Source organism: Pseudoalteromonas sp. BSi20495 (genome assembly GCF_000241185.1).
Lineage (GTDB): Bacteria > Pseudomonadota > Gammaproteobacteria > Enterobacterales > Alteromonadaceae > Pseudoalteromonas > Pseudoalteromonas fuliginea.
The window spans coordinates 1-26,824 of record NZ_BADY01000114.1 but is presented as its reverse complement, the minus strand read 5'-3'; the positions used below and the strand labels follow the sequence as shown (position 1 = coordinate 26,824).

General features: G+C 38.8%; 28 protein-coding genes and 1 pseudogene. 8 read left to right on the top strand and 21 right to left on the bottom strand.

Features of this window, described 5'->3' with window-relative positions; all coding sequences use genetic code 11:
* Window positions 1-509: 509 nt before the first annotated feature.
* Window positions 510-989 carry an RNA-binding protein gene (locus P20495_RS06080; protein WP_007378558.1) on the top strand — a complete coding sequence of 160 codons (480 nt, stop codon included), beginning with the start codon at window positions 510-512 and terminating at the stop codon, window positions 987-989.
* Here the strand turns inward: P20495_RS06080 and murI are convergent.
* Both murI and P20495_RS06090 read right to left on the bottom strand, forming a co-directional pair.
* A complete protein-coding gene (murI, locus tag P20495_RS06085; protein WP_033016124.1) occupies window positions 952-1,752 on the bottom strand; it encodes a glutamate racemase in 801 nt (266 codons plus the stop codon). The genes P20495_RS06080 and murI overlap by 38 nt on opposite strands.
* A gap of 65 nt (window positions 1,753-1,817) precedes the next feature.
* Window positions 1,818-2,957: a DUF5610 domain-containing protein gene (locus P20495_RS06090; protein ID WP_007378560.1), complete on the bottom strand. Its 1,140-nt coding sequence runs from the start codon at window positions 2,955-2,957 to the stop codon at window positions 1,818-1,820.
* Window positions 2,958-3,119: 162 nt separating this feature from the next.
* Between P20495_RS06090 and trmA the strand changes: the two genes are divergently transcribed.
* The gene (gene trmA, locus P20495_RS06095; RefSeq protein ID WP_007378561.1) at window positions 3,120-4,217 is read left to right on the top strand and encodes a tRNA (uridine(54)-C5)-methyltransferase TrmA; all 1,098 of its coding nucleotides are present in this window, start codon (window positions 3,120-3,122) and stop codon (window positions 4,215-4,217) included.
* A 10-nt stretch (window positions 4,218-4,227) separates the two neighbouring features.
* Here the strand turns inward: trmA and P20495_RS06100 are convergent, their stop codons facing one another.
* The 5 genes from P20495_RS06100 to ccoG all read right to left on the bottom strand — a co-directional run bounded on the left by P20495_RS06100 (window position 4,228) and on the right by ccoG (window position 8,543).
* Entirely contained in the window at window positions 4,228-4,680 is a 453-nt protein-coding gene (locus P20495_RS06100; protein WP_008137606.1) for a DUF523 domain-containing protein, read from the bottom strand.
* 59 nt (window positions 4,681-4,739) lie between these two features.
* Complete coding sequence (locus tag P20495_RS06105) at window positions 4,740-5,378, bottom strand: thiol:disulfide interchange protein DsbA/DsbL (RefSeq protein WP_008137604.1); 639 nt, start codon at window positions 5,376-5,378, stop codon at window positions 4,740-4,742.
* Window positions 5,379-5,393: 15 nt separating this feature from the next.
* A complete protein-coding gene (locus P20495_RS06110; protein ID WP_007378563.1) occupies window positions 5,394-6,017 on the bottom strand; it encodes a thiol:disulfide interchange protein DsbA/DsbL in 624 nt (207 codons plus the stop codon).
* Between the two features lie 34 nt (window positions 6,018-6,051).
* Entirely contained in the window at window positions 6,052-7,026 is a 975-nt protein-coding gene (locus P20495_RS06115; protein WP_008137601.1) for a serine/threonine protein kinase, read from the bottom strand.
* A gap of 86 nt (window positions 7,027-7,112) precedes the next feature.
* Entirely contained in the window at window positions 7,113-8,543 is a 1,431-nt protein-coding gene (ccoG, locus tag P20495_RS06120; protein WP_008137600.1) for a cytochrome c oxidase accessory protein CcoG, read from the bottom strand.
* A gap of 289 nt (window positions 8,544-8,832) precedes the next feature.
* Between ccoG and P20495_RS06125 the strand changes: the two genes are divergently transcribed.
* Both P20495_RS06125 and P20495_RS06130 read left to right on the top strand, forming a co-directional pair.
* The gene (locus P20495_RS06125) at window positions 8,833-9,192 is read left to right on the top strand and encodes a hypothetical protein (protein WP_007378566.1); all 360 of its coding nucleotides are present in this window, start codon (window positions 8,833-8,835) and stop codon (window positions 9,190-9,192) included.
* Window positions 9,192-9,398: a hypothetical protein gene (locus P20495_RS06130; RefSeq protein WP_008137598.1), complete on the top strand. Its 207-nt coding sequence runs from the start codon at window positions 9,192-9,194 to the stop codon at window positions 9,396-9,398. Before P20495_RS06125 ends, P20495_RS06130 begins: the two co-directional genes overlap by 1 nt.
* A 102-nt stretch (window positions 9,399-9,500) precedes the next feature.
* Here P20495_RS06130 and P20495_RS06135 read toward each other — a convergent pair whose 3' ends face one another.
* The 13 genes and pseudogenes from P20495_RS06135 to gspC all read right to left on the bottom strand — a co-directional run bounded on the left by P20495_RS06135 (window position 9,501) and on the right by gspC (window position 21,516).
* Window positions 9,501-10,088 (bottom strand): UPF0149 family protein, encoded by a 588-nt coding sequence (locus P20495_RS06135; RefSeq protein ID WP_007378568.1) that lies wholly within the window; start codon window positions 10,086-10,088, stop codon window positions 9,501-9,503.
* Window positions 10,089-10,110: 22 nt separating this feature from the next.
* A complete protein-coding gene (locus P20495_RS06140; RefSeq protein ID WP_007378569.1) occupies window positions 10,111-10,869 on the bottom strand; it encodes a type II secretion system protein N in 759 nt (252 codons plus the stop codon).
* A gap of 3 nt (window positions 10,870-10,872) precedes the next feature.
* Window positions 10,873-11,346 carry a type II secretion system protein GspM gene (gene gspM, locus P20495_RS06145; protein ID WP_007378570.1) on the bottom strand — a complete coding sequence of 158 codons (474 nt, stop codon included), beginning with the start codon at window positions 11,344-11,346 and terminating at the stop codon, window positions 10,873-10,875.
* Window positions 11,343-12,551, bottom strand: coding sequence for a type II secretion system protein GspL (gspL, locus tag P20495_RS06150; protein WP_007378571.1), 1,209 nt, complete (start codon window positions 12,549-12,551; stop codon window positions 11,343-11,345). The genes gspM and gspL overlap by 4 nt, the downstream gene beginning before the upstream one ends.
* The gene (gene gspK / locus P20495_RS06155; protein WP_007378572.1) at window positions 12,548-13,534 is read right to left on the bottom strand and encodes a type II secretion system minor pseudopilin GspK; all 987 of its coding nucleotides are present in this window, start codon (window positions 13,532-13,534) and stop codon (window positions 12,548-12,550) included. The genes gspL and gspK overlap by 4 nt, the downstream gene beginning before the upstream one ends.
* Window positions 13,534-14,202 carry a type II secretion system minor pseudopilin GspJ gene (gspJ, locus tag P20495_RS06160; protein WP_007378573.1) on the bottom strand — a complete coding sequence of 223 codons (669 nt, stop codon included), beginning with the start codon at window positions 14,200-14,202 and terminating at the stop codon, window positions 13,534-13,536. The genes gspK and gspJ overlap by 1 nt, the downstream gene beginning before the upstream one ends.
* On the bottom strand, window positions 14,203-14,577 hold the full coding sequence (gspI, locus tag P20495_RS06165) for a type II secretion system minor pseudopilin GspI (protein WP_007378574.1): 375 nt from the start codon (window positions 14,575-14,577) through the stop codon (window positions 14,203-14,205).
* A complete protein-coding gene (locus P20495_RS06170) occupies window positions 14,578-15,165 on the bottom strand; it encodes a prepilin-type N-terminal cleavage/methylation domain-containing protein (RefSeq protein ID WP_008137592.1) in 588 nt (195 codons plus the stop codon).
* A gap of 49 nt (window positions 15,166-15,214) precedes the next feature.
* Window positions 15,215-15,637, bottom strand: coding sequence for a type II secretion system major pseudopilin GspG (gspG, locus tag P20495_RS06175; protein WP_007378576.1), 423 nt, complete (start codon window positions 15,635-15,637; stop codon window positions 15,215-15,217).
* A 52-nt stretch (window positions 15,638-15,689) separates the two neighbouring features.
* Window positions 15,690-16,925 (bottom strand): type II secretion system inner membrane protein GspF, encoded by a 1,236-nt coding sequence (gene gspF, locus P20495_RS06180; RefSeq protein WP_008137591.1) that lies wholly within the window; start codon window positions 16,923-16,925, stop codon window positions 15,690-15,692.
* A gap of 2 nt (window positions 16,926-16,927) precedes the next feature.
* Entirely contained in the window at window positions 16,928-18,493 is a 1,566-nt protein-coding gene (gspE, locus tag P20495_RS06185; RefSeq protein ID WP_008137590.1) for a type II secretion system ATPase GspE, read from the bottom strand.
* A pseudogene (gene gspD, locus P20495_RS06190) lies at window positions 18,486-20,548 on the bottom strand (type II secretion system secretin GspD). Before gspD ends, gspE begins: the two are co-directional and overlap by 8 nt.
* A gap of 26 nt (window positions 20,549-20,574) precedes the next feature.
* Window positions 20,575-21,516, bottom strand: coding sequence for a type II secretion system protein GspC (gene gspC / locus P20495_RS06195; RefSeq protein ID WP_008137588.1), 942 nt, complete (start codon window positions 21,514-21,516; stop codon window positions 20,575-20,577).
* A 209-nt stretch (window positions 21,517-21,725) separates the two neighbouring features.
* Between gspC and hslR the strand changes: the two genes are divergently transcribed.
* The 4 genes from hslR to P20495_RS06215 all read left to right on the top strand — a co-directional run bounded on the left by hslR (window position 21,726) and on the right by P20495_RS06215 (window position 26,089).
* Window positions 21,726-22,148, top strand: coding sequence for a ribosome-associated heat shock protein Hsp15 (gene hslR / locus P20495_RS06200; protein ID WP_007378582.1), 423 nt, complete (start codon window positions 21,726-21,728; stop codon window positions 22,146-22,148).
* 12 nt (window positions 22,149-22,160) lie between these two features.
* Entirely contained in the window at window positions 22,161-23,006 is an 846-nt protein-coding gene (hslO, locus tag P20495_RS06205) for an Hsp33 family molecular chaperone HslO (RefSeq protein WP_008137587.1), read from the top strand.
* 267 nt (window positions 23,007-23,273) lie between these two features.
* Window positions 23,274-24,812 (top strand): phosphoenolpyruvate carboxykinase, encoded by a 1,539-nt coding sequence (locus P20495_RS06210; protein ID WP_008137586.1) that lies wholly within the window; start codon window positions 23,274-23,276, stop codon window positions 24,810-24,812.
* A 167-nt stretch (window positions 24,813-24,979) separates the two neighbouring features.
* The gene (locus tag P20495_RS06215; protein ID WP_008137585.1) at window positions 24,980-26,089 is read left to right on the top strand and encodes a PepSY domain-containing protein; all 1,110 of its coding nucleotides are present in this window, start codon (window positions 24,980-24,982) and stop codon (window positions 26,087-26,089) included.
* Between the two features lie 547 nt (window positions 26,090-26,636).
* Here P20495_RS06215 and P20495_RS22310 read toward each other — a convergent pair.
* A partial coding sequence (locus P20495_RS22310) for a hypothetical protein (protein ID WP_206774410.1) occupies window positions 26,637-26,824 on the bottom strand: 188 nt, incomplete at its 5' end.

Genomic DNA, 26,824 nt, shown 5'->3' with positions numbered 1-26,824 from the left:
GTTTGCCTCGTTACTTGCTCAATAAAGAACGAAGTAGTTTGGCTGTTAGAACTCAATCTGTACGAGTGCCCACACAGATGATTGCTTTATATTGTTAAAGAACGTTTTGAGTCGCTTTAGCGTCTCAAGGGGTGCGAATAATACACCCTTTATTTTTCGAGTCAATACTTAGTTTTAAACTTTCTTTTTAGAAGATTCAAAACCGAAGTTTTATTTAACTCTCTGAGTAGTTCGTGCCTCGCTATGCTTCGGCGTTTCCCGTCTCAGTGGGGTCGCATTATAGGGAGATCCGAAAACAGATCAACCCTTTTTTTAGATCTTTTTACTGTTCGAACAAAAATAGAACAGAACCGAGTGAAATCATATTAAAACCTTAGTAAAACGATGTTTTTTTGTGCTCTTCTTTATTATTTAATACAAATATCATTGCTATGTTCAATTAAGACGTTAAGATAGCAAGTTCACAATGTTAAATTAATGTTTATTTCCTGTTTATTGGTAGATCTAAAATGAAATTACCCGATCAAAAAGCTTTTATCTTCTCTGTTATTCTTGCTGTAGTTGGTTTTGTTGTTGTTAAGTTTGCTTTAGCAAGCCTGGCACTAGACCCTGCGCTTCTATTTGGTGTTGGTTTGTTAGTAGGCGCACTTGTTATTGCAGCAATGTCGTCTGATGTAACTGAAGAAGCCGAAGTAAAAACAAAGACTCTCTATGTTGGTAACCTTCCTTACCGCGCAAATGAAGGTGTTGTTCGTGCATTATTTGAAGAACAAGGCAAAGTATTCAATGTTCGTTTATTAAAGGATAAAAATACTGGCAAGCGTCGTGGTTTTGGTTTTGTTGAAATGGCGCAAGCTGATGCAGACAATGCAATTGCTAACTTGAACGATAGCGAGTTCCAACAACGTACTTTAAAAGTACGTGAAGCAAAACAAAAACAAGAAGACGATTCTAATGCTCTACGTACTGAGACGGATCAGTCAGTGTAACTAGCTTTACCGCTAGCTTATTGCTAAACACATCAGCCGTTGCATAATATTGCAGCGGCTTTTTTATGTCTGTTCGCTTATTCACACATAGGTTAAGTTGGTTAAGTAGGTAGTTGACTCTGTTTGCTATCGCTACACCCGAATCAAGTAATTTTACATTCCCTTTAAAATACTGACTAATCGGCTCTACTAATATCGGAAAGTGCGTACACCCTAGTACAAGTACATCTATAGCTTTATCTATATTTAGGCCATCAAGCACTTGGTGCAACTTGTTTGTATCTAAATAGTCTGTAAAAAAGTGTTGCTCAGCTAATGTCACTAACTCCACACTGCTATATAGATTAACGATTACATTACGTGCATGTTCAGCAATTAATGTTTTAGTGTATGAACTGGCGACCGTGGCTGGTGTGGCTAATAAGCCAATATGATTTGAGCGTGTTAATTCTGCGGCAGGCTTTATTGCTGGCACAACACCTACTATAGGAATATCTGTCACTTGGCGAACAGCACTAAGTGCAGATGTAGAAGCCGTATTACACGCTATTACTATTAAATCAACGTCAAGCGTGTTGGCTTTGATGAAATGAATAAGTGAGCACAATCGGTTGATTATTGTTTGTTGGGATTGAGCACCATAAGGTAGGAATGCATTATCCATAAAATAGCTGTACTGAGCATTGGGGATACTTTGCTTGATATGTTCAAGTACGGTAGTTCCACCAATACCTGAATCAAAGACCATTATATGCGCTGACAAACTACCGTTCCCACTTTACTTTAAGAACGGCAGTTTGCCATGAGGTATTTATAAAAGAAAGTAGTTTAGCTTTGTGTGGTTTCTAAATCGGCAAGATCATCGGCCGCTGAATTTAATTGATTAAGGTTTTCGAACATAGACTTTGTGTAATCTACTAACTTATCTATTTGTTCCTGATCTTGATTTAACCATTGTAGAATGCCAGCTAGTTGATTTTGTAATCCAAGTTCACCCGCTTTTTCAAAAGCACTTTTAAGGTCGTCATTAAAAGGGGCTAAACCCTCTGCTACTTGTTTTTCTGGTGCTGGTTTATATTCTTCGTAACTTTTAACTGTGGCTATTGTTTTTGTTTGGCGTAAATCCATAGAAAAAGCCACCAGCTGATCGCTGTCTAAACTCAGCTCTTGTGCTTGTTCAAATGCTTCATCTAAATCACCACCAAAAAAGGTTTTACTTAAATCTTGTAAGTCTTCCATCATCGCATTAATCGCTTCTTGCTCTTGCTCATTTAAGTCACCATTAACCGACATCGAAAATGATACCTGTCGAGATTGCGATGATGAGCTTGCAAACGATTCACTATCACTGTTTCTCTGATAGCCACTCGCCGATTGAGATTCAAATGCATCCGCAAAGCTAATACTTACCTCATCGCCTTCTGCGGTAGTGAATTTATACTCTGCATTGCTAGTCATACTGACATATTGAGCCTGACTTATATTTACGCTGGCTGGTTGTGGATTAAATAGCGACTCTTCAAATTTATCAAGCCCATTGTAAATTCCCTCTTTGGACTTATTGATGCCCTCTTCCATTTCGTCATTAAATACACCTGTACCTTTGAGTTCATCAACAGCGTCGTCAATCCCTATTTGGACTCCTTTACGCGCGTCGCCTAACATGTCTTTGAGCTTTTCATCATTAGCGCCATTAGCTTTTGCTTTATTTACAGCGCCGCTGACAAAATCGAGTACGTTTTTTACGATTTCATCAAAATCAAATAGTGGTTTGTCTGCTTTTTTTTCTGCGATAGGCAATCCAAGCTGCTCAGCCATTTTATCGCCAAGCACTTTTGCAGCTAATTCTTTGCCACGTTGCTGGTAACTATCTTGGGGAGATTGAATAGTAGGTTGCTGTATATCTGCTTTATTATTGAATTTATTAATGTTGTTGTTTGGCGTGAAGCCATAGTTACCTATTTTCATGTTACATCTCCTAAGCGTGCGTAATTTATTATCGGCTATAACAATAAAAACTAAAGTACAATGTGCAATAAAACAGCATAAATGCTAGCCAAAACTAGACAAATACGCAGCGCTCCCTACAATAGCGCCGATAAACAGATCTTAGATAAGGTAGTAGCGTTAATGGCAGTTATTAAAATAGATACCACACAGTACCAAGCGCAGTTAAGTGAAAAAGAGCAGCGTATTAGTGCGCAGTTTCAACGTTTTGGTGTGGAGCAACTAGAAGTATTTAGCTCAGAGCCAACTAACTACCGCCAACGTGCTGAATTTAGAGTATGGCACGACGGTGACGATCTGTTTCACATTATGTTTGATCAACAAACAAAAGAAAAAATCCGTGTTGATACATTTGATCCAGCAGCACCTTTAGTAGGTGAAATAATGCAGGTGATGATTGAAAGCCTCAAGCCTTGTGAAATATTACGCCGTAAGTTATTTCAAATCGATTACCTATCAACGCTAAGCGGTGAAATTTTAGTAAGCTTGCTTTATCACAAACCACTGGATGATGAATGGTTAAGTGAAATTAAAGCACTTAAAGAAAAGCTTAGCAGTAAATACAAAATTGACTTTATAGGCCGTGCTCGCAAACAAAAAGAAGTACTAGGTGATGACTTTGTAACTGAACGTTTAACAGTTAATGGTCAAGAGCTTATATATCAACAAGTAGAAAATAGCTTTACTCAGCCTAATGCAAAAGTAAATATTAATATGCTGGAGTGGGCGCAAGATTTATGTAAACCACTTAAAAATGATTTATTAGAACTGTATTGCGGTAACGGTAACTTTTCAATTGCGTTAGCGGGCTGTTTTAATAAAGTATTAGCAACAGAAATATCAAAATCATCTGTTCATTCTGCTCAATACAATATTGCTAAAAATAACGTCGAGAACTTAGATATTATTCGTATGTCGAGTGAAGAGTTTACTCAAGCAATGAATGGCGAGCGTACTTTCTCTCGTTTAGATGGTATTGACCTTAAAAGCTATGACTGCCAAACCATATTAGTTGATCCACCGCGCGCGGGCATGGATGAATTAACGTGTGACTTAGTGGCTAACTACGAAAGCATAATTTATATATCGTGTAACCCTGAAACCCTTGAGCGTGACCTTGATCACTTAACACGTACGCACAACGTTAAGCGCTTTGCTATATTTGATCAGTTCCCATATACACATCACATTGAGTCGGGCGTTTTCTTACAACGCAAATAACCAGCCAAAATTAAAGTGCCAGTACTTTTATAAGTGCTGGTATTTGCTCTTCACTAAATACTTGAATACCATTTTTTATTAATAATGCTGTAGTTAAACCTAGACCTTCGATTTTTACTCCGCGATGCTTTCCATCATATATTGTATTTCGTCCGCAAGAAGGGCTCGATTCTTTAAGTAGAGCCAAACGCACTTGATTCTTTTTACAGAGTTCTAGCGCTATATTAGCTCCAGTTTGAAACTGCTCTGTTACATCTTCTCCTAAATTAGTAACTACACTCCCCTGTATTATTTCAGCAGGAGATCTAGGAGTAGGAAGCCCACCAGCGACCTCAGGACAAAACACAATTAATCTATTTTGTTTTTGCCACAAATTAAGCTGTGGATGCAAAATTGCGTGTCCTCTACCATCGTAGCGAACAGGCTGCCCTAGCAAACAACTCGATACTAATATTTTTTCCATCGCTATATCCTTATAAAGCAAAAAAGCTCCTTAAGGAGCTTTTTTTATTTTGGTTAAATTTATTTATTAGCTAGGTAATTAATTAATTTTCCAATATCTTCTGGTTCAGTAATACCCGACTCACGACCTAGGTTTAATTTGTACTTACCATTTACAATAAAGGTAGGTACGCCACGTAGTGCGCCTTTTTCTTTAAAGTAGTCTTGATCGCGTTTCATTTTAGAGCTCAGCGTACGTACCGAGAAGCTTTTAAACAGCTTATCAAACTTATCACCATCAACGCCCTGCGCTACAAATATATCTTTTACATCTGCAAGCTCATTAAATTTAGCGCGCTTTGTATGGATATGATTAAAGATTGCAGAAATAATCTGATCTTTTTGTGGAAGCACTTCAGCTGTCGCAAGTGCTTGGCTCATCATCTGTTGGTTTTCTGGGTCACGTACACCTACAAAATCAACATGACTCTTTTTAAATTTAACGTTTTTATCAAGCTTAGGCTTAAACTCACCAATTACTGCCTCCATGTTATTACATGCAGGGCAGTAAAATGAGAAAAACTCTTTAACTTCTGGCTTTTTAGTTGCACGCTCAGAAACAACGTCGTAATGCACGCCTTCTTCATACGTTGCTGCAAAGCTTGCTGCCGCCATAGGAAGTAATACCGCAAGCAAACCTGCTTTAACTAATTTAATCATTATTATGCTCCGAAATTATAAGGCTAATAAAAACGCAACTAGTTCATCAAACTGTTGTTGGCTTTTAATTGTATTAATATTAATTTTATATTTATCGTTAACAATAAAAGTAGGTACACCTGTAAGTGCGCCTAATTTTGAATATTTGTTTTGATTATCTTGTAATGCACGCTCAGCTGAAATAATAGGCATGCTTGCCATATCTTTATCAAACGTTTCGCTATCAATGCCATTTACTTCTAAAAGTTTTTTTAAATCTTTCATCTCAGTCAATGGTGCACGTTGAACATGAATACTTTTAAATATTTGCTCTGTGATAGCATCTTCTTGCCCATGTTTTTTGGCAATCAGATAGGCAAAGCTCAGATTGGTTTGCGCCTGTGGTGAAACACCACCTAAAAAGTTAACATGATTTTTAATAAACGTTGCACCTGTTGGTAAGCTTTTTTCTATTGCCTGAGCAACAGGTTCAAACTTAAAGCAATGCGGGCAATAATATGAAAAAAATTCCGTCACTTGTGGTGTTTTACTTTTCTCTGCATTAATAATTGTATATTGATTATCAGCTTCAAATTGTGCAGCAAATGCCGCAAATGGTAAACAAAGAAGTAGTAGGCCTAGTTTTAATTTTTTAAGCATTTGTATCTCGTTGTACTTGTCTTTAAATAAAATATTACGGCAATAACTTTAACGGCGCTTCTTGCAGTGCTGCAAGTTGCTCCTTCAGTGCTAAAATTTGTTGCTCCCAGTATTTGTCATCAGCAAACCATGTAAAATTCCGCACAAAGGCAGGATCGCTCCATCGTTTAGCTACCCATCCCATATAATGGATAATACGCATTGCTCGCAGCGGTTCAATTAATTTGAGTTGAGAGTGATCAAAATCACAAAACTCTTCATACGCATTTACAAGGGTGTCTAACTGTAACAGTTGCGTCGCTCTATCGCCACTGAGCATCATCCATAAATCTTGGATTGCAGGACCTTGACGGCTATCATCTAAATCAACAAACATTAGCGCATCACCCGCCCACAAAATATTACCAACGTGGCAGTCACCATGTAAGCGAATACTTTGCACATCTTTATACTGTTTTTGCGCCTGCTCTATCACTAAATCTAAAATAGTATAAAAGGCAGTATTTATTCCCATGGGCACTAAGTTACTTTTTTGAAGATGAACTTTGGCTGTATGCAAATACTCATCACAGGTAACTGTTGGCCTGTAAGTAAAAGGTTTTGTTTTAGCTACTTGGTGCATACGGCCAATTAATCGCCCCATTACATCAAGCTGATCTAAATTATCAACCTCAAATAAACGCCCGCCTACACTTGGAAACAACACAAACAAATACCCTTCGTGTTCAAACAAGCTTTGCCCATTATATAAAATAGGGGCAACAACGGGTACTTCCGCTTCTGCTAGTTCAAATGCAAAGTCATGCTCTTCTTGAATTTGCTCTTTACTCCATCGCTCTGGGCGATAAAACTTCACTACGTAACGCAGGCCATCATCGGCTTTAAATTGGTACACTCTGTTTTCATAGCTATTGAGCGCCAATAAACCAGATTCGGCGTACACACCTACGCTTTCTATTGCATCGAGTATTAGGTCTGGTGTTAAGTCAATAAAACTAAATTTACTCATACTCTTCTTATATAAAATAAAAAGCGGGTTATATACCCGCTTTTGTTAATTGCTATATCAACTTACCTATTTAAGGTAGGTTGTGATTATCGCGCTTTAAAAAAGTTACTCGACTGCGATATTGTCTCATCCGGCGCATCTACCGGTGAAAGCACAAAGTTAAACTCTGTCATCGGCGCCTTCAAATCATAAGGATCCATTACAAGCGACAATGGCACATTATGAGATTGCCCTGCCTGCACTGTAAATGACTGCTTACCAATATATTTAAAGTTATCTAACCCTTGTACTTTAATATTAAAGGTTTGCTCGTACTGCGCCTTGTTAATTACCTTTAATGTATAGGTGTTCTCTACTAAACCATCAAAATCGACACGATATAATTGGTTTCGGTCACGAATGATATCAAAGTCCATTGTTTTACGCAGTGCGATATTAGCTACAAGTGCCCCCGTAAGCACAACAAGTATAACTGTGTAACCAATGATTTTAGCGCGTAGTGGATTAGTTTTATTTTCAGGTGTTTCGAGGTTTCGCTCTGTCGTATATGAAATAAGCCCACGCGGATATTCCATTTTATCCATTACGCCATCACACGCATCAATACACGCGCCACAGTTTATACATTCAGCTTGTAGCCCATTTCTAATATCAATACCCGTTGGGCATACTTGAACACATAAATTACAGTCTATACAGTCGCCTAGTTCTAAATCTTTATGGTCTACTTTACGTGAACGAGGACCACGGCTTTCACCTCGGCTTTCATCGTACGTTACTGTGTATGTGTCTTTATCAAACATAGCTGATTGAAAACGTGAGTAAGGACAAATGTGTAAACACATAATTTCTCGCATCCAACCGGCATTGCCATAGGTACACACAGCAAAGAATATAATGCTTACTAATGCATAACCGCCTACGTTAAACGTTACAAAATCAGGAAGTAACTCTCTTATCGGCGTAAAGTAACCGACAAAGGAAATAGCGGTATATAACGAAAATAATACCCAACTAGTATGTTTTGCCGTTTTACGCCAAAACTTATCAAAATTCATGGGCCGTTGATCGAGTTTTTTACGTTGATTAGCAGTACCTTCAAACCTCTCTTCGAACCAAATAAAAATAAAGGTCCAAACAGTTTGTGGACATGTGTAGCCACACCACACTCGCCCATAGAAGGTGGTCACTAAAAACAGCGCAAATGCTGCCAACATAAAAATGAACGCGAGTATGGTGAAATCTTGTGGCCACAACGTTAAACCAAAAATATTATATTTTTGCCCGATTAAATCAAACAGCACAGCTTGTTGGTCGTTAAAATTAATCCATGGTAGTGCCATAAATGCAAGCAAACCTAAAAAACCAATACGCTGCCTTAATAATTGATGAAGACCTTTCACTGCTCGCACATAAATACGATTTCGGGGATTAAACCTGTCATCTTGACGGCTTAAATCCGGTTTTTGGATTTTTACCTCCACAGGAATGTTCTTTACTTTAATTTGTTTGTCCATCGAAGTTCCTCAACGCCGCTTGGAAATAAAAGTTTAGCAATATTCAAATGCCCTATACAGTAAAGTGTAGCAAGTTACTTGCTAGGCATGATCAGTTTGATAAATCATCATTTGAATACTTTCAGATATTTCAGAAACATCTGATTGCTATTAAGCATTATACCAATATTGATTAAAATTACTGGCATAGATCGCTAATAATTTATTCATCTCAGTTACTTGCTTTTAAAATGCATTTTATTACACTGCATGGTAATTCAACCTCATTCAGATCAAGGTTTACGTGCTCATGAAAAAATTTATAATACTGGTGTTAATGATCCTTGCTTTTTTTACGATCGATCATCCACTTATAAAAGAGCCTCGAGAGAAATTACTAGGTGAAGGTATTAGTTTTTTAAGCGAGACAACTAAAGTCAATCGCAGCCCTGCAGCTAATATGACTAAAAACCGTATAAAATCACAATTAAGACTGTCTGACTCAGGGAAAGAGTACGTAGAGAAAACCTTTACAACAGACGAGTCAGTGCAGTTGTTTAATTTACGTTATTGTCGTGAGCGTGAGTTAAACCTATATTTTTACGATGAGCGTTTAAATACTGTATGTAAAATAATATCTGAAGCGTTAGAACAAAGGCGAGCAAAGTAATGGATTTTTCGAAATTAAATAAGAAAGCCAGTGACTCGTTTCATAAACAGCGCAACATACTTAAAAAACTAGCGCAGGGAAAAACACTAAAGTGCGAAAAGTGCAGTGGTGTTTTAACGCTAAACCTAGCGACCACCGAAGCTGGTAAAGGAGTAGTAAGGTGTAAGCAAGGTTGTACTGACATTATTCTGGAATTGGGTACTTAATCTGAATTTTGGATAATAAACCAATCCCAAGCCGCTATTTAACGTTGAATTTACTTTCAATAGGCCCACGTAATAAAAATAACCTGAGCACTAAAAGTACACCTAGTCGTCCCAGCCTTCGTCTGTATATAAGCCACTATTAAGCGCTACAATCTCAACAAGTTCAGCAAAACCTAAAGCAAAATCGCCCATTAGCTCATATTGCTGTAAACAGAGTAACTGTTCATCCATTAAATTTTGTGCTGCAATTTGGCTAATAATTTGCTCATCGAGTGCAAAAAAGCTCAGTGTTGCTTGAGCGCTCTCTAGTGCTTCTTTATATTGTACTTCTAATTGTGGGGCATCTAGCAGTTTTTGAGTGTACATTGTGGTTGCTTGTAAAAAACCTTCACTCCAGCTTTTACAAAAATAAATATCATAATTAGCAGGCAATTTATAACCAGCTTCAAACACCTGTTCGCTAATTTGATGATATAGCGCCATAAACAAAAACAATGTCTCTTCGTCTAAATCATTGGCTTTATTTGATAATATTGTATCGAGCCATTCATGCACATCAAGTGGTTCAGGAGAGCAAATTACGCCAAACAAATAACCTTGGCTTTGTAATAATGTCATTGCTTGGGGCTGGGTATCTAAAAATGTGCTGAGCTGCTTCGCGTGCAACTCAGTAAATTGAGGTAATTGCATTAAAACTCTTTATTAGTAAATATTAAAAATTGAGCGGGTAACGACCTTGATTATCTGGACGCCCCAAAAACTTAACCGCATCATGTACATCTTTTGGAAGACTGGCATCAGGTTTAACATAGCCCGCGACTCTGAAGTCAAAATTAGCTTTAAGTGTAGCATCAGCCTCAAGGCCTAACGTATTATCTGGATCAATTAATATAGCAATATCGCCCGACTTACAGCTTAATTTACCAGCCAGAGGGCCAATATTAAACCACCCATTTAAGCCTTGCACGTCAATATTAGGACTCGCTATTTCACCCTTTAATGAATCACAATATGGTGCACCGGTGCTGTATTCATCAATTTCCAAAATTACACGCCCTTTAGCGGTTACAGGCAGAGGAAGTCGCACTCGTTGCATTGCACGCTCTACTGTCGAACGAACAAGTCCATCAGTCACTATAACTTCCTTATTAAAAAGCCCATAGCTTACATCCGCATAACCCGAAATATCACTGCGCTCACGTGCATTGCCAAATTTTACATTAGTATTTAGTTTACCTATAAATAACTGCCAGCCAGCAATATCCCAACGGACATTATTTAACTGCTCGTCATCAAAACGGACCTGCATCATTTGACCTTGCCAGACAGTACCTACAGTTTGCCCTATTTCTAATTGTTTTGGTAAATACGGCTTTGCGATATCAAGCGCAATAGCTGCCGGTAATTTCATAATACAAAACACGATAAAACTAAGTAAAAAGACAATCGATAACGTTATTATTTTTTTCATTAATTAATTCTCTAATACCAAACGACTTACACGAACGTAGCCCGATTTATCATCACGACTTAAATCTAAATTTTCGACACGTAAACCATGCTGATTCACCAATTCGTCAAGCCATTCTATTAACTGGTTAAACTCTACTGAATCAAGTGTTAAACGTAATGAACTATCACTTGGCTGCATTTTACTAATACTGATATTATAACGACTACGCGTTGAGTTAACTATCTGGCTTAAGTTTTGGTTGCTTTCTATTCGCGTATTACCTGCGGCTTTAAGCTTAACAATACTTTCATCGACCCAAACTAATAACTCTTGCTGCTTAATTTGTGATTTTTCAGCTCGCTCAATTGCATTATTTAATGGTCTAAAAATTCCCATTACTAATACAAAAATAATAAACACACCACCAGCACCAACAACTAATTGTTGCTCTTGTTCTTTTAGCGAACGCCAATATTGTATTAACTGCTTTTTCATACTGCACCTCGCAGTTTTATTTCACCTACAACAAAGTCACCATCATTGTTTAGTGACCCCTGTTCTACGGTCAAGCCCTGCTTTTCAAGAATACTTTTAACTTTACCAAAAGTTTGAAAGTCTTTAGCTCGGGCACGAATGCGTAACTCATTACGACGTTTATCGTAGCGAAGCGTTTCGGGGGTAAATTCACTCACTTGCGAAAAAACATCTACTAACTGAGCTGTTAAATCTAAAAACCCAGCATCACTTGTACCTTGTACTTTTTTTAGTGCACCATTAATTTGACTCTTAATTAGCTGTGGGCGTACTTTAGTACCTGGAAATGCATTTTGATAGCGTTCTACAACTTGTGCTTTTGCTATATCAACTTTGGTATTTAATTGATGCAACTCTAACGCCTTTATTGCGATTGTTGACGCTAAAGCAACGCCGGCAATAATTGCCGCACTTTGCCAGTATCCCCACCACAATGTACTTTTCTTTTTAAGCTGATACGTCCCTTGGCGAAGATTAAATTTAACCTGTCCAAGCTGCTTTGCAAATAATGCCAACGGTAAATCGTAATCACTCGTTTGTGCTTGCAAATTTACACTCTCAGGAAAGTGATTAGCAGGGCTAAAATGTTTGATTTCAGGATTACCCATGGCTGATAAGTAACCGTTTAACCAACTGGTTTCTACAGCACTGATATGCCATTGGCCTTGCTTAAATAACCACTGATTATTAAGCTCTATTGCAGTGACTATATCGTTATCAGCAAAAGGGAGTAATAGAGCATCAGGAATAATTGTATACACCGCTAAGTGATGTTCGTTAAATAGTGCTAACCATTGCTCAAACCATTCTCTGTCAGTCATTGCAATTCGAACTGCGTGCTGTTCGCCAACCATTGTTGACTCACCAACAGCAATAAATAACTCATCGACATCACACGCTATATCTTCTTCAAGCATATAGGGTAAAGCTTGTTCTAACTTGCGATTCCACTTTGTTGGCAAAATGACTGTTTTCAGTTGCACTTGATCGCAAGGGAGCAATACGATCACTTCCCGACTTTGTGCTTTCTCGCTCAGCTCACTTAAGTGACTCGCATTTAATAGTTCACCACTTGCTATTATTTCTTGTTCTTGCGGTGAATAAATTAACCAATTAAGGCTATCTTGTTCAGTTTGACCCGTGCGGATCAACAGTATCTCTGTCACTGTACGCCTCCAAATTTTCGCGCCAGTATCGTTACGTCGCCATTTTCGGCGTACAGTAAGGTGGTCATCGAAAAACGCAGGTCAACGAAATTTGCCTGCGTTTGTAATTTAAAATAACTACTCTTCATATCAAATAAGTTTTCAACAGCTTTGACGTTTTTTCCGCCTTGTTGCTGAACCACTTCAAAAAACTCATCTTTACTATCAAAGCCCGCCTGCGGACGCGCGGCAATAACCGCTTCAGCTCCTGATAAACTAAGCTCATCAATTAATGCGCTAAGTATAAGTGCTTGCTCTGGTGCTAATGTATTTACGTTAATAGAAAGCAGCTTGCTGCCAGGAATAACACATATATAAGGTAATACCTTTTCCATTACTAAAGGATTAAACCCTTTAACTAAACGCAACTCTGATGTAGAAGCGAATAAACTATTTGCAGTCATATATGGAAATTCACGTGATAAGTACTCGTCTTCTTCAGCGCCAGAGCGATAGGTTATGCTATCGCTATCAAGCCAATCAAATACACTATCGGCCATCGCCTCTTCTGATTCATTCGCTGGTAAATCATCTATATTTTCAAGAAGAGCAAACAAAGCTTTGTGCGCTGGGTTTGTTTTTTCTGCGCTGTTTGGATCGGGCTCTACGGCTAACGCATTCAAATTTAAGCATGCTTGTAAATCAGTGATTTTTCCACTCAACGTACCGTTATCTACAGGGTAAGGCACATCACCTTGTGTTGCCCATACTTGCTCTAACGTGGTTTTTTCTGCATCATCTTTTTTACTTTGAATAAGGGCTTTAATGGCAAGTTCTTCTGCGCCATAGGCATACCATTTAGCTTGCTGATGCCCTTGTAAATTGGTACTTTTTTGGACTTGCACCATTAAGTTTGCACTCATTTCTACAGCTAGAATTGCAGCTAAAGCAACAATAAATAATACAATGACTAAAGCGGCTCCACGCGAAGAGTGCTTATCCATTAAGGAGTCCCTCCGCTTGTTCTGTTTGAGGTTGTATTAGTAGAGTTCGTACTTGGTGGTACTACTATTTTTCCTTGCCCCGGCACTAAAAACACACGACGAATAGGTTCTGCGTCAACTTGCTGTAGAGTAACCGCAACGGCTTTAGGCAACGCTTTAATTTCCCATTTATCTTGCCATTCATTTTTATCATCTAAAAATTCAAACTTTAATTCTTCAATCCCTTCTAAAATAACTTGTACTCGCGGCTCCATGTTATCAAGCTGATCGACATAAACACGGTACACGCGCTCTAAGTTATCATCTATAACCCTATATCCAACGGCTTGAAGTTCAGAGCGTGGTAGTAAATTAATCGGGTTTATCCAACCATCGCGTACAAAAGCAATCCCATCATATTGACTATCAAGAACATATCGTCCGGCCAATAAATACAGCTCTTGCACATCACCAGATTCATTACGCACCGCTCGCTTTGTCATTTGGCTAAAATCTTGATCCATCAGTCTAAATGTAGTTTGTAGTCCATTAAGCTCGGCTATTTTTTCATCTGAGGCATCTTTCGCTCTCGTGGTGGTATCTAATATTTGGTGCGTAGCAATAATTACAAAAGCTAAGATCCCCAATGCCACCATAACTTCGAGTAATGTAAATCCACGTTGCTTCACTTACTTCTTACCTTTATTTAAATAGGTTGTAAGCTCATAAGTAGATTGCTCATACTTTTCATCGCTAAATACATTAATGGTCAGTTTTACAAAATTTTTATCTGCAGTAGGAATTACTTCTTGCTGCCAAAACCACTCTATCCCTGCCATTACTTCACTGCCTCGTGCGCCATTTTTACCTTGCCACTGCTCACCTTTAGTGCGCTGTTCTATTAAAACATTCTCAGCAACCCATGAAGCGTAAGTTTGCTCTTCAATCGTCGATAGATGGTGAATATGCTCGCCTGTTGCTTGCATAGCGGCAATACCTGCCATGGCACAAATACTCAATGCAACGAGCACTTCAAGTAAGGTGAAACCTTTATGGTTATGCATTTATTCTGGTTCTCGACGTAAATTAACTGGGGCTGTAAATTCACCTTCAATATAATAGACAGGCTCACTTTGCTCTTTTAATTCAAGTATTAGCTGAAATGCACTAACCTCTCCTGATGATAAAATAAGTACTTCTGGAATTTTAAGTTTTTTAAGTTCCAGCAAACTATCTTCGTCACCACCACTCATTAACTCACGCCAGTTAGCTTGCTCAAGCAAGTTATCTTGTGCCCAAGCTAAATCTTCAAGATTAAGTGTTACTTTAAAACGCTCATCAAACTCCGTTGGTTTAAACAAGTCTTCTCTATCGAAGGTTATCCATTTTTCGCCATCAAAAACTAAAAACTCAAACACATTGTCATCTAAGTGAAAACCAAGCTCTACCTGATTTAAAATAGCAAACTCTGACGCCATATTAATGGTGGTATGCAGCCTAAGTGCCTGAGTACCTAGCTCATCTTCAGCTCCGCCTTCTAAGCTGTATACCACCATTTTGGTGGCAAAAGCGATAATCACTAATACCACTAAAATTTCGATCAAACTAAAACCACGCGTTTTTGCGTTTATACGCGTAGAGCTTACTTGCATAGTAAGCTCTCGTTATTTACGTATAAAAACAATGTACTCTTAATTTGCATTATTGTTTTTCTTCATCCCAGTTCCCAATATCATCATCGGTTCCGGGTTCACCATCTGGGCCAAAAGAGAAAATATCAAACTTACCAACTTCTCCAGGGCTAATTAACTGATAAGTATTACCCCAAGGATCCTCTGGTAGTTCACTGATAAACCCACCATCTGGAAAGCGTTTAGGAACAGGCTCAATACTTGTTTTATTAACAAGGGCTTCTAAACCTTGCTCTGTGCTTGGATAACTTTTATTTTTAAGCTTGTATAGGCTCATTGCATCTTCAAGCTGCTGAATATCTAAATGCGCTTTATCAATAGCAGCCTCTTCTTGTTGACCCATAATATTTGGTGCCACAATTGACATGATCATTCCGATGATAACAAGTACCACCATTACTTCTAGTAAAGAAAAACCTGATTGTTTGTTCACGTAATTACCTCATTATTCTAAAAATACTAATATATTAAAAAGTTATTTTAGGTTAAAGCCCAACGGCTTTATTCATTGCCATAATTGGCTGTAAAATTGCCATAACGATAAAAAGTACAATAACGGCCATTGACGCTATCATCGCGGGTTCTAATAACTTAAGCGACACATTAACCATACTTTCAAATTCGCGATCTTGGTTATTTGCAGCACGTTCTAACATTTGCTCCAACTCTCCAGATTTTTCACCACTGGCTATCATATGCAGCATCATGGGTGGGAATAATTTTGTTTGTTGAAGCGCAGCCCTTAGACTCGCTCCCTCACTTACTCTATCAGAAGCGTCAGCAACTGCTTTCTTAATTTTTTCGTTAACTAACACACCTCCTGATATTCGCATCCCTTCAAGTAGAGGTACCGAACTTGATGATAAAATACTTAGCGTGCGTGCAAAACGAGCTGTATTAACACCACGTGCAACTTTGCCAATTCCCGGCATATGCAGCACCCTATCGTCCCACCAAAAACGTATTTTTGGCTGTTTCAATGCATGCTTAATCCCAATAGCTATGCCTGTAATAGCAATTAAGCTAATAAACCAATAATTTTGCACAAAATGACTGCCGGCCATTACCCATTCTGTTGTCCAAGGTAATACTTGCTTGGTCTTTTCGAAGGTTTTTAATATTTTAGGTACAACTGTACCTAATAAAACCGACACAATACCAATTGCAAACACCACTAAAATAATAGGATAAACCATTGCTTGAGTAATTTGGCTTCGCATATGTTGACGCTGCTCGGTGTAATCAGCTAAGCGGTTAAGTACTTGGTCAAGGTGGCCCGACTTTTCACCTGCGGCAACCATTGCACGGTATAAATCGTCAAATACATGGGGGAACTCGCTCATACCATCAGCAAGCGTATAGCCTTCAACAACTTTTGAGCGTACTGACATAAGCATGCGCTTTAAACGCGGCCTTTCACACTGCTCAGCTACAGCCATTACCGCACCTTCAACTGGCAGTGCTGATTGAATCAGCGTTGCTAACTGACGAGTAATAAGTGCCAGATCAGATGTTGATATAGTGGGTTTAAAAAAGCTACCAAATAAAGGGGCTTTTTCACCTTTAACTTGTTTATCACTTTGCGCTGCTGGAACCACTTCGAGCGGCGTTAGCTTTTGTTCACGTAAAACTTGACGTATTTGTCTAGCCGTATCAGCTTCTAAAATACCTTTTTTTTCTTTACCTCTACCATCGAGAGCACGATACTCAAACGCCGCCATAATTAACCTTCCTCACGGGTAACACGTAATACTTCTTCAAGTGTTGTTTTACCTGCGAGTACACGGCTACAGCCATCTTGGCGAATACTAGGGCTACGCTTACGAATGTATTTTTCTACGCTTTGCTCACCTTTACCGTTGTGAATCATTTCGCGTATTGTTTCATCAACTACAAGTAACTCATGAATACCCGTACGACCACGGTAACCGTTAAAGTTACACTCTTCACACCCGACCGCTCGGTAAATTGTCGGTTGGCTTTCAAAAGAGGCGCCTAACAGCTGACATTCATGCTCATCAGCCGTGTGACCTTCTTTACAGGTATTACATAACGTACGTACTAAGCGTTGCGACAACACACCGAGTAACGACGATGAAAGTAAGAATGGTTCAACACCCATATCTTCCATACGTGTAATTGCACCCGATGCGGTATTTGTATGCAGAGTAGACATAACAAGGTGACCGGTAAGTGACGCTTGAACACCAATTTGCGCCGTTTCAAGATCGCGTATTTCACCCACCATTACTACATCAGGATCTTGACGTAATATTGCACGTAAACCACGCGCAAAGGTCATATCAACTTTAGCGTTAACCTGTGTTTGACCAATACCCGGAATCTCATACTCGATTGGATCTTCAACTGTCAGAATGTTGCGATCGCGTGAATTGATTTGACTCATACCAGCATACAACGTAGTACTTTTACCAGAACCCGTTGGCCCTGTTACCAAAATAATGCCATGCGGTTTACTGATTAAATCAGAAAACAATGCACGATTTTCTGCGGTCATACCTAAATCTTCTAGATTTAAACGTGCGTTATTTTTGTCAAGTAAACGCAGTACTACACGCTCACCAAAGCTTGATGGCATTGTAGATACACGTACATCAACTGCACGCCCAGCAATACGTAAACTAATACGGCCATCTTGAGGAATACGTTTTTCGGCTATATCAAGCTTGGCCATTACTTTAATACGCGATACAAGTAACGATGCGAGTTTACGATTAGGCTTAAGGACTTCTTTAAGTACACCATCTACCCTAAAGCGAATAACAAGCTCTTGCTCGAAGGTTTCGATATGAATATCAGATGCCCCTTCCTTTATCGCTTCACTGAGCATGGCGTTAATAAGTTTGATGATTGGTGCATCATCATCACCGGCGAGCAAATCTTCTGTTTGTGGAAGTTCATCGGCGAGTGAGAACAAATCAACCTCATTCCCTATATCTTCCATCATTTGTTGCGTTTCAGAGCTATCACGTTGATAAGATGCTTCCAATAACAACTCAAACTTATCGTCAGCCAACTGCTCTAATGTAAAACCATTACCTGCAATACGGCGCACTTCTAAAAGTACTTCTACGTCAAGCTCACCACGATAATATACAATACGATTATCTTTATTTTTACTTAGCAATACACCTGCGCGCCTTGCATAAGAAAATGGTAAACGTTTAGCTGGTAACTCTATTAATACATCATCCGCTAATAGCGTATCCTGATGATGCGTATTAGGATGAACCACATCTTGGTTTATCTCTTGTATCGCATTAGTCATCTTTACGCTCTTGTGCATTTTGCTTACGTAAATGTTCTTCATACGTTGGTGGAAGTATTAATTCATTGTTCCACTCAGGCAGAATAGGCGTATCTGTCATTGGCATTAATTCAATGCCGTCTTCTTGTTGTTTAAATTGCTCGCCACGAATAAAGTTATATTTGTTGAAACTTAACTTATTCATGCTTACACCATCACGAATAATGGTTGGGCGAATAAATACAATAAGATTACGCTTACGACGTGTTGTATTGGTCGATCTAAACAAATGGCCTAAAATAGGGATATCGCCTAATAACGGCACCTTAGATACACTTTCTTGCACGTCTTCATCTATTAAGCCGCCAAGCACAACCATACCGCCATCATCAGCCATAACTGTTGTTTTAATTGAACGCTTATTTACTGAAATATCAACCGCCGTTGCACCACTGACGCTCGATACTTCTTGCTCTATCGTAAGCTGTACAGCAGAACCATCATTAATCTGCGGGGTAACAACGAGCTTAATACCTACTTCTTGACGCTCAACAGTTTGAAATGGGTTAGCATTATTACTGCCGGTTTGTGATCCAGTAATAATAGGTACTTCTTGACCGACTAAAATAGAGGCTTCTTCGTTATCCATTGTAGTAATAGACGGTGTAGCCAAAATATTCGAATTTGTATCGGTAGCTACTGCTTGAATGATTGCACCCCAGTCATTTTTAACAACACCCAGCGCTAGACCATTAATGCCACTAAGTAAGGAAGCTAATGGACCATAGTCACCTTCCGTCGTTTCTGTAAACGGCGTCACAGTACCAGACTCTGTTCCTATTATATTTTTAGTAACCGTTACATCTTGCGCTTGCTCCGCCGCAACAGCTAATGAACCAACAGGAACTGTAGTTCCGTTGTTAAATTGCAGCATACCGCCTTGCTCAGAAATCCATTGCAGACCTAAATTAACACCATCGCCTTCCATTACTTCAATAATAATGGCTTCAACTAATACTTGTGCACGACGAATATCAAGACGCTCAATTACCGACTCTAGTGATCGCATGGTGTCTGGCTGCGCGGTAATAATTAATGAATTTGAATCTGGGTGAGCTTCTATACTGCTTTCATTGCTATTTCTGCTACGAGTTTTAGTTGTGCCGCCTTGCGCGTCATCAACAAGTGACTTACTCACACCTTGCAATACTTTTACTAAATCTTCAGCTTTAGCATAATTGAGGTAAAACACCTTGGTGTTACCTTGGCTTTCTAATTCACCATCTAAGCGTTTAATAAGTTCTATAGCACGCGTACGTGCTTGCCCTTCGCCACTTACAATAACGCTATTAGTTCGGCCATCGGCAACCACTTTAGGAATTAAAAATTCAGGAACACTGCCTTTACCGCTGTCTTTATAAATATTATCTACCACAGAGACAACATCATCTGCCGTCGCATATTTAAGCTTTACTATATCTACACGCTTGTCACCCGCCTGATCAACCGAACGAATAATCTCAACTAAGCGATTAACCGATGCTGCATGACCCGTTAGCATCATAACGTTAGCCGCATTAAAGTTGGCAACGTGGCCACCATCTTTTTGATCGCTAAATTGACGAACTAATGGACCGAGCTCTTGTACGCTTACGTTTTTAACGCGCACAACGCGTGTAATCATCATGTCGCCACTAGCTTCATTACCCTCTGTAATAAGTGGGACATTTGATTTTTTAGCGTCTGAACTTTTTTCAACCTTAATAATTCCATTGTCCATTTCAACAGCTGAGTAGCCATAAACTTCTAATACATTTAAAAAGAACTGATAATAAAGTGCTTCATCCATCAACTCATAACTGCGCACATTCACTTTGCCGCGTACATTTGGGTCAATAATCACTGTTTTATTAAGATTTTTACCAACAATGTTAATAAACTCGTTGATATCTGTGCCTTTAAAGTTAGCTGCATACTCAACAGCAGAAACAGACAAAGAAATACTTGCTGCTAAAAAAAGTGCTGCATACTTAGCTAACCCTTTTTAATTTTTTTGAGGTGTAGCACCTGAACCATTATATTAAAACTCCAAAGCTAAGTTATTACAGGCTAAATTGCACATCTATTTGCTCGCCATCACGTTCTATAGTGATATTAGCATCTGTGCTATTGCGCAGCTCATTAATAGCTGACATTGCCTGTTTTAAATCTGTTAATTGATAGCCATTAATCGCAATAGCTAAATCGTTATTTTGTAATCCCATTTGCTTAAATAGCTCAGGTTCTTTTCCTGGACTTAAGCGATAACCTATAAGTACTCCATCACTCATCGCTTGTGAGACACGTATATAGTCAAATAATTTACCTGGTTCTTCGAGTAACTCTTCACGTGTTTCTATTAAGGCTTCTCTTACTTGTGGATCTGCGGTTGCATTTATTTTTTGATCCCTTGATGCTATTTGCATCTGTGGTCCCATTTCTGAATCGTCTCGGGCAGCAAGAACAGGCATTGATACTTTTTTTGTGAAATCTAGACCATCAAGCATTAATGTTTCAAAGCCACCACTTACGCTTAAAATCACACGATCTGGTAATATTTGTGCGACTTTCGCACGCGTGCCTTGTATAACTTCTTCCGCTAAGTAACTTATTTGTTTTCCTTGTGATTCTATAATAGCCACACCTGCTTTATCATCATGGCTTACCGCCACTATGCCTGTTAAATTTATACTTAAGCGCGTTTCAGGTGCATTGTTAATAACTTGTGATTGCCGCGTAGTACTATTATTTGTTGCAACTTTTTTACCAAACAAAAATTGCTCCACTATATGCTGCGTAGAGCGATTACCAGCGACACCCTTGGTTTGATTAGCGTAGTGCATTGGAGTAAGTGGAGATACAACCGGATTTGGCCACATAAGCCAAACCAATTTTGATAATAAAAAAGCAAGATAAACAACAACTAATAGAGTCACTAATGCACTTAATTTTGCATGTGGTAAACGAATTAAAAATTGTTTAAGTTGCTGTATTTGCTGTTCCATAAATAATATTCTTATTTTAATTTACTGCGTAAGCGCGTACCCATAGTACCCTTTCATTTTTCATTCAACAAGCACGCTAATATTAAACTTTGTAAACAGAATGAGTTGACTCACTCTCTCAAGGTAAAACAGACTGCGATTATAATACCTTCAGCCTACAACGATTTCATGATAAATTTTAAGTTATAACACACTGGATTAAATGCCTTATGAGTAAAAAAAGTAACAGCCACGTAAGTTCAGACCATAAAGATGAGTTAAAAGTTCGATTAGATAAGTGGTTATGGGCCGCTCGCTTTTATAAGACTCGTGCGACTGCACGTGAAATGGTACAAGGCGGCAAAGTGCATTATAATGGACAGCGTACAAAAGCGAGTAAAATAGTAGAAGTTGGCGCAAACATAAAACTTGCACAAGGAGTAGATGAAAAGCTGATAACTATACTCTCAGTGCTTGAAAAACGCCAAAGCGCCCCCATTGCACAGACCATGTATCAAGAATCTGATGCCAGTATTGCTAAACGCGAAGAGAACAGCATCGCACGTAAAAATAACAGCTTTTTTGCCCCTCATCCGGATAAAAAACCGGATAAAAAGCAAAGACGCGAACTTTTAAAAATGAAATCAAGTTAGGTATAGCCGCTCATGCAACAAGATTTACTTCACCGTTATTTATTCAACGAACTAGATGTTCGTGGCGAACTCGTACAAATCGAGAATGCTTATAATGAAATGATTGCCGACCATAATTACCCAGACCCTGTTAAAGCATTACTTGGTGAGTTACTCGTTGCAACCTGTTTACTTACTGCTACCTTAAAGTTTGAAGGTGAAATTGCTGTACAGCTTCAAGGTGATGGCCCAGTTAAATATGCAGTTATAAATGGTGATGACAAACAAAACATGCGTGGTATTGCGCGCCTGCAAAGCGAAATTACGGGCACAACTGTAAAAGAGCTTATTGGCCAAGGCTATATGGTAATCACTATTACCCCTGAAAAAGGTGAACGCTACCAGGGTATAGTGCCGCTAGAGCATGATATTCTTAGTGAATGTATCGAAAGTTACTTTGAGCAATCTGAGCAGCTAAAAACACGCCTTTGGTTTGCAACCGACACAACAGAAGGTAGCGCAAAAGCATGTGGTCTATTTTTACAAGTGCTTCCAGTTGATAAACAAAAATCAATTGAAGACTTTGCACACCTAGAAGCATTAAGTAACACGATTAAAAATGAAGAGTTGTTACACTTAGATGCGAACACTGTTCTTACACGTCTTTATCACGAAGATAATCCTCGCGTATTTGAACCTCAAGCGATTAAATTCAAATGTGGTTGCAGTCGTGATAAAACAATTACTGCACTTGTTAATATTGGACAAGAAGAACTACTCAAAGATGTAGCTGAGAAAGGGACTGTTAACATTAACTGCCATTACTGTTTAAAAGAGTATGTTTTTAACGAACAAGACATAAAAAGCATTTTCAACTAAATGTTCAGCTTCATCTATATATAGTAATTAAAGCCGCAAAATATGCGGTTTTATATTATAAAAAGATGATACCGGTGTCATATTTTCTGCTAATTTCATGACACCGGTATCATTGAAATTATTCATGTTTTTTCTTAAATATATGTGTTTTTAGGGGCTTTACGGGCTCGAATATCTTAAAACCTTCTGTTACTATAATTTCAGTTTAAGGGCACTGATAACCCCAGAGCTATCCGTTCAAACTCTCACACATAGTTAGGTATAAACATGACTACAGGCGCTACACGTTTTGTCGATTTAACCGCAGCTGAACTTGTCGAGCATGCGATCCGCCGTGGCGAAGGTACTTTAGCCGCAAATGGTGCTTTTGTTGCAATTACAGGAAAACGAACTGGCCGTTCACCAAAAGATCGTTTTATTGTACAAGAAGCGACAACTCAAGATGACATTCAATGGGGCAACGTTAACCGCCCATTTAATGCAGAAAAATTTGACGCATTATGGGCTCGCGTAGAAGCACATGTTCAAAGTAATGACCACTTCACCTCTCACCTAGAAGTTGGCGCTGACCCTGAGCATTATTTACCTGTAGTCGTAACTACAGAAACAGCGTGGCACCATATTTTTGCCAAAAACATGTTTATCGAACCACAAAACTATAACGCCTCAAACTTACCACAATGGCAAGTAATGAACGTTCCTTCGTTTGTATGTGAGCCGGAACGTGATGGCACAAATAGCGATGGCACCGTTATTATTAACTTTGCACAGCGTAAAGTATTACTAGCAGGTATGCGCTACGCCGGTGAAATGAAAAAATCGATGTTTTCTGTACAAAACTTCCTACTACCAGCAAAAGGTGTATTACCAATGCACTGTTCTGCTAACGTTGGTGAAGCAGGCGATACAGCATTATTCTTCGGTTTATCTGGTACGGGCAAAACAACTCTTTCAGCAGATCCTACTCGCTTTTTAATTGGTGATGACGAACACGGTTGGGCACCTGGAAGCGTGTTTAATATTGAAGGAGGTTGCTATGCTAAATGTATCGACCTGTCACAAAAGAACGAACCTGTAATTTGGAATGCAATTCGCTTTGGTACTATTTTAGAGAATGTAGTGCTAGATGAGAAGGGCGTTCCAGATTTTAACGATACTAGCCTTACTCAAAACAGCCGTGCAGCATACCCACTTGAACACGTTGAAAAACGTAAAGTAGAAAACCGCGCAGGCGAACCAAAAGCAGTTGTATTTTTAACCTGTGATGTAAGCGGTGTATTACCACCGGTATCTGTTCTTAGCGAAGAAGCGGCTGCTTTTCACTTCTTAAGTGGATACACAGCTAAAGTTGGCTCAACTGAGATTGGCTCTACTAGCGATATTGAATCAACATTCTCAACCTGTTTTGGTGCACCATTTTTCCCACGCCCTGCTGGGGTTTACGCTGAGCTTCTTATGAAGCGTGTACGCGAGTTTGGCGCTAAAGTGTACCTTGTGAATACAGGTTGGACTGGCGGCCCTTACGGTACAGGCAAGCGCTTTGATATTCCAACGACTCGCGCTGTAATTGATGCTATTGTATCTGGTAAATTAACAGGCGTTGAAACTCAACATATTGATGTTTTAAACCTAGATGTGCCAGTTGCCGTTCCGGGTGTAGATACAAACTTACTTAACCCTATTAATACGTGGGAAGATAAAGCTAAATACAATGAATATGCAGCAAAACTTGCCGTAGACTTCACTGAGAACTTTGCTAAGTACGACGTATCAGATGATATAAAAAATGCAGGACCTAAAGCTTAAATAAACTTTAAGATTGTATTTTAACGCCAGCCTTGAGCTGGCGTTTTATTTTTTAAATATGCATTGTAAGAAGTGCGACAAAATGTCGCACTTTTCTTCTCTAAAACACTATAAAATACCTAATAATTATTGTTTAAGTACACTCACTTATTACGGCTACTTTATTCATGCTTCCAAAGCTTTCTTGGCAAAAGATATTTAGACGATTACACCTTTATTTAGGTTTATCAATAGGGTTTTTACTCACTGTTATTGCATTATCTGGCTCAGTATTAATATATTACCCACAAATAGATTCACAACTGAACCTCACTAAAGTAAATATAAAGCATACAGACAAAGTCGACTGGGATTTGGCATACAAAAACTTAAAAACGGCTTTTCCAGATAAGTATGGACCCTGGCGGCTTGAGGTAACAGATGACAATTCAATCATACCGGCTCGTTACTATAACCCTGTAGAAACACAAAATCGTGAATTTGCAACCTTAATGATTTGGCTCTCAAATGATAAATATAAAGTAATTCGAAAAGATTACTGGGGCGATTATTTTGTTACATGGTTATATAACCTGCACTTTTCATTACTCACAGGAAGTACCGGCATTATAATTGTGGGGTATATAGGCATTGCCACATTAACCCTTCTCATATCTGGGTTATTAGCATGGTGGCCAAAAAAAGGTCAATGGATAAAATCGTTAAAATTTAAACGTCGCAGTTCTAAAATAGGCCTACTTTATGATTGGCATAAATTAATTGGTTTAAGCTTGTGCATCCCATTATTAGCTCTAACGATTACAGGGATTATGCTTGCTATTCCAAAGCAGACAGATCCTATATTAATCGCTCTAGTTAGCGATATAAACTCCCCTTTAAAAACACAAATACAACCGAGTAAACAATCCAATATTCCTTTATCGCAAGCGATACTAATAGCTAAAAAAGCATTACCGAGTGCACGTTTAGCTTGGATTGAAACACCATCAAACTTAAATGCGATTTACAGATTTAGATTTCAAACTGTAAACGATCCTTCTTATCGCTTTCCACATAGCTATATAGAGGTTAATGCTCTTACAGGGAAGTTAGAGAGCATGTTTAATATAGATAAACAAAGTACGGCTAGTAAAATTAAAAACTGGATACACCCTCTACATGACGGCAGCACTGGCGGTAACATTTTAAAAGTCATTTGGTTGTTGAGTGGCTTCGGATCTGCAGCATTGTTCTTTATTGGCATATATAGATGGTTAATTAGAACTAAGAGAATATAAAGTATATGGCCTTAGTTAATCTTAGGGTTAAAAATTAATAACGCTCAGTACATATGAAATTAAAGCAGCCCCTAACCGCTTATCTGGCTATAAAACAATTAATGAATGCTGGTAGATAACGTGGCTAGTTTACACAGGCACTCCATAAGTACTATTAAATATCATGCCCTTTAGATTTAAGTTCATGTGTAAAACCTCTGTATCAATCTCTACCTAACTATTTTCATTCTCTTCAATTAACCTGCCAAAAACTGCATATAAAGGCTTAGAGGTCATGTTCAATACTTATAAACAAGAACAGATAGTTAAAGCTTTTATATTAGGTCAGATGTTAAACCAGTTGGTATTATTTACCCACAGTACAAATGCTACCACTCATTGTTGAGCGAAGGTTTTTTATGCTTTTTACGGGAGTCGCAACGCTCGCCCGACCTACGAGATGGGGGTTGATGTGAGCGAATGTTAATTACGCGTATTTTACTTTTCTGCAGACGTAAAAAAGCCCGACTATTATTAGTCGGGCTTTCTACAATGTGAGGTCGGTGCGCTACGCAGTAGGATGTCGTAGTGACCACAGCGGTGGAGAGCCACAGTGAAATGCTACACTATCTTTGCGTCGGGAGTCGCTACGCTCGCCCGCCCTACGTGATGGGTGTTGATGTGAGTGTATATTAATTGTGCACATTTCACTTTTCTGCAGACGTAAAAAAGCCCGACTATTTCTAGTCGGGCTTT

What these genes read in the sequence shown, in the direction of transcription:
- P20495_RS06080 (WP_007378558.1), top strand. Translation starts at nt 510, where the DNA reads ATGAAATTACCCGATCAAAAAGCTTTTATCTTCTCTGTTATTCTTGCT.
- P20495_RS06090 (WP_007378560.1), bottom strand. Translation starts at nt 2,957, where the DNA reads ATGAAAATAGGTAACTATGGCTTCACGCCAAACAACAACATTAATAAA.
- trmA (WP_007378561.1), top strand. Translation starts at nt 3,120, where the DNA reads ATGGCAGTTATTAAAATAGATACCACACAGTACCAAGCGCAGTTAAGT.
- P20495_RS06100 (WP_008137606.1), bottom strand. Translation starts at nt 4,680, where the DNA reads ATGGAAAAAATATTAGTATCGAGTTGTTTGCTAGGGCAGCCTGTTCGC.
- P20495_RS06105 (WP_008137604.1), bottom strand. Translation starts at nt 5,378, where the DNA reads ATGATTAAATTAGTTAAAGCAGGTTTGCTTGCGGTATTACTTCCTATG.
- P20495_RS06110 (WP_007378563.1), bottom strand. Translation starts at nt 6,017, where the DNA reads ATGCTTAAAAAATTAAAACTAGGCCTACTACTTCTTTGTTTACCATTT.
- P20495_RS06115 (WP_008137601.1), bottom strand. Translation starts at nt 7,026, where the DNA reads ATGAGTAAATTTAGTTTTATTGACTTAACACCAGACCTAATACTCGAT.
- ccoG (WP_008137600.1), bottom strand. Translation starts at nt 8,543, where the DNA reads ATGGACAAACAAATTAAAGTAAAGAACATTCCTGTGGAGGTAAAAATC.
- P20495_RS06125 (WP_007378566.1), top strand. Translation starts at nt 8,833, where the DNA reads ATGAAAAAATTTATAATACTGGTGTTAATGATCCTTGCTTTTTTTACG.
- P20495_RS06130 (WP_008137598.1), top strand. Translation starts at nt 9,192, where the DNA reads ATGGATTTTTCGAAATTAAATAAGAAAGCCAGTGACTCGTTTCATAAA.
- P20495_RS06135 (WP_007378568.1), bottom strand. Translation starts at nt 10,088, where the DNA reads ATGCAATTACCTCAATTTACTGAGTTGCACGCGAAGCAGCTCAGCACA.
- P20495_RS06140 (WP_007378569.1), bottom strand. Translation starts at nt 10,869, where the DNA reads ATGAAAAAAATAATAACGTTATCGATTGTCTTTTTACTTAGTTTTATC.
- gspM (WP_007378570.1), bottom strand. Translation starts at nt 11,346, where the DNA reads ATGAAAAAGCAGTTAATACAATATTGGCGTTCGCTAAAAGAACAAGAG.
- gspK (WP_007378572.1), bottom strand. Translation starts at nt 13,534, where the DNA reads ATGGATAAGCACTCTTCGCGTGGAGCCGCTTTAGTCATTGTATTATTT.
- gspI (WP_007378574.1), bottom strand. Translation starts at nt 14,577, where the DNA reads ATGCATAACCATAAAGGTTTCACCTTACTTGAAGTGCTCGTTGCATTG.
- P20495_RS06170 (WP_008137592.1), bottom strand. Translation starts at nt 15,165, where the DNA reads ATGCAAGTAAGCTCTACGCGTATAAACGCAAAAACGCGTGGTTTTAGT.
- gspF (WP_008137591.1), bottom strand. Translation starts at nt 16,925, where the DNA reads ATGGCGGCGTTTGAGTATCGTGCTCTCGATGGTAGAGGTAAAGAAAAA.
- gspE (WP_008137590.1), bottom strand. Translation starts at nt 18,493, where the DNA reads ATGACTAATGCGATACAAGAGATAAACCAAGATGTGGTTCATCCTAAT.
- gspC (WP_008137588.1), bottom strand. Translation starts at nt 21,516, where the DNA reads ATGGAACAGCAAATACAGCAACTTAAACAATTTTTAATTCGTTTACCA.
- hslR (WP_007378582.1), top strand. Translation starts at nt 21,726, where the DNA reads ATGAGTAAAAAAAGTAACAGCCACGTAAGTTCAGACCATAAAGATGAG.
- hslO (WP_008137587.1), top strand. Translation starts at nt 22,161, where the DNA reads ATGCAACAAGATTTACTTCACCGTTATTTATTCAACGAACTAGATGTT.
- P20495_RS06210 (WP_008137586.1), top strand. Translation starts at nt 23,274, where the DNA reads ATGACTACAGGCGCTACACGTTTTGTCGATTTAACCGCAGCTGAACTT.
- P20495_RS06215 (WP_008137585.1), top strand. Translation starts at nt 24,980, where the DNA reads ATGCTTCCAAAGCTTTCTTGGCAAAAGATATTTAGACGATTACACCTT.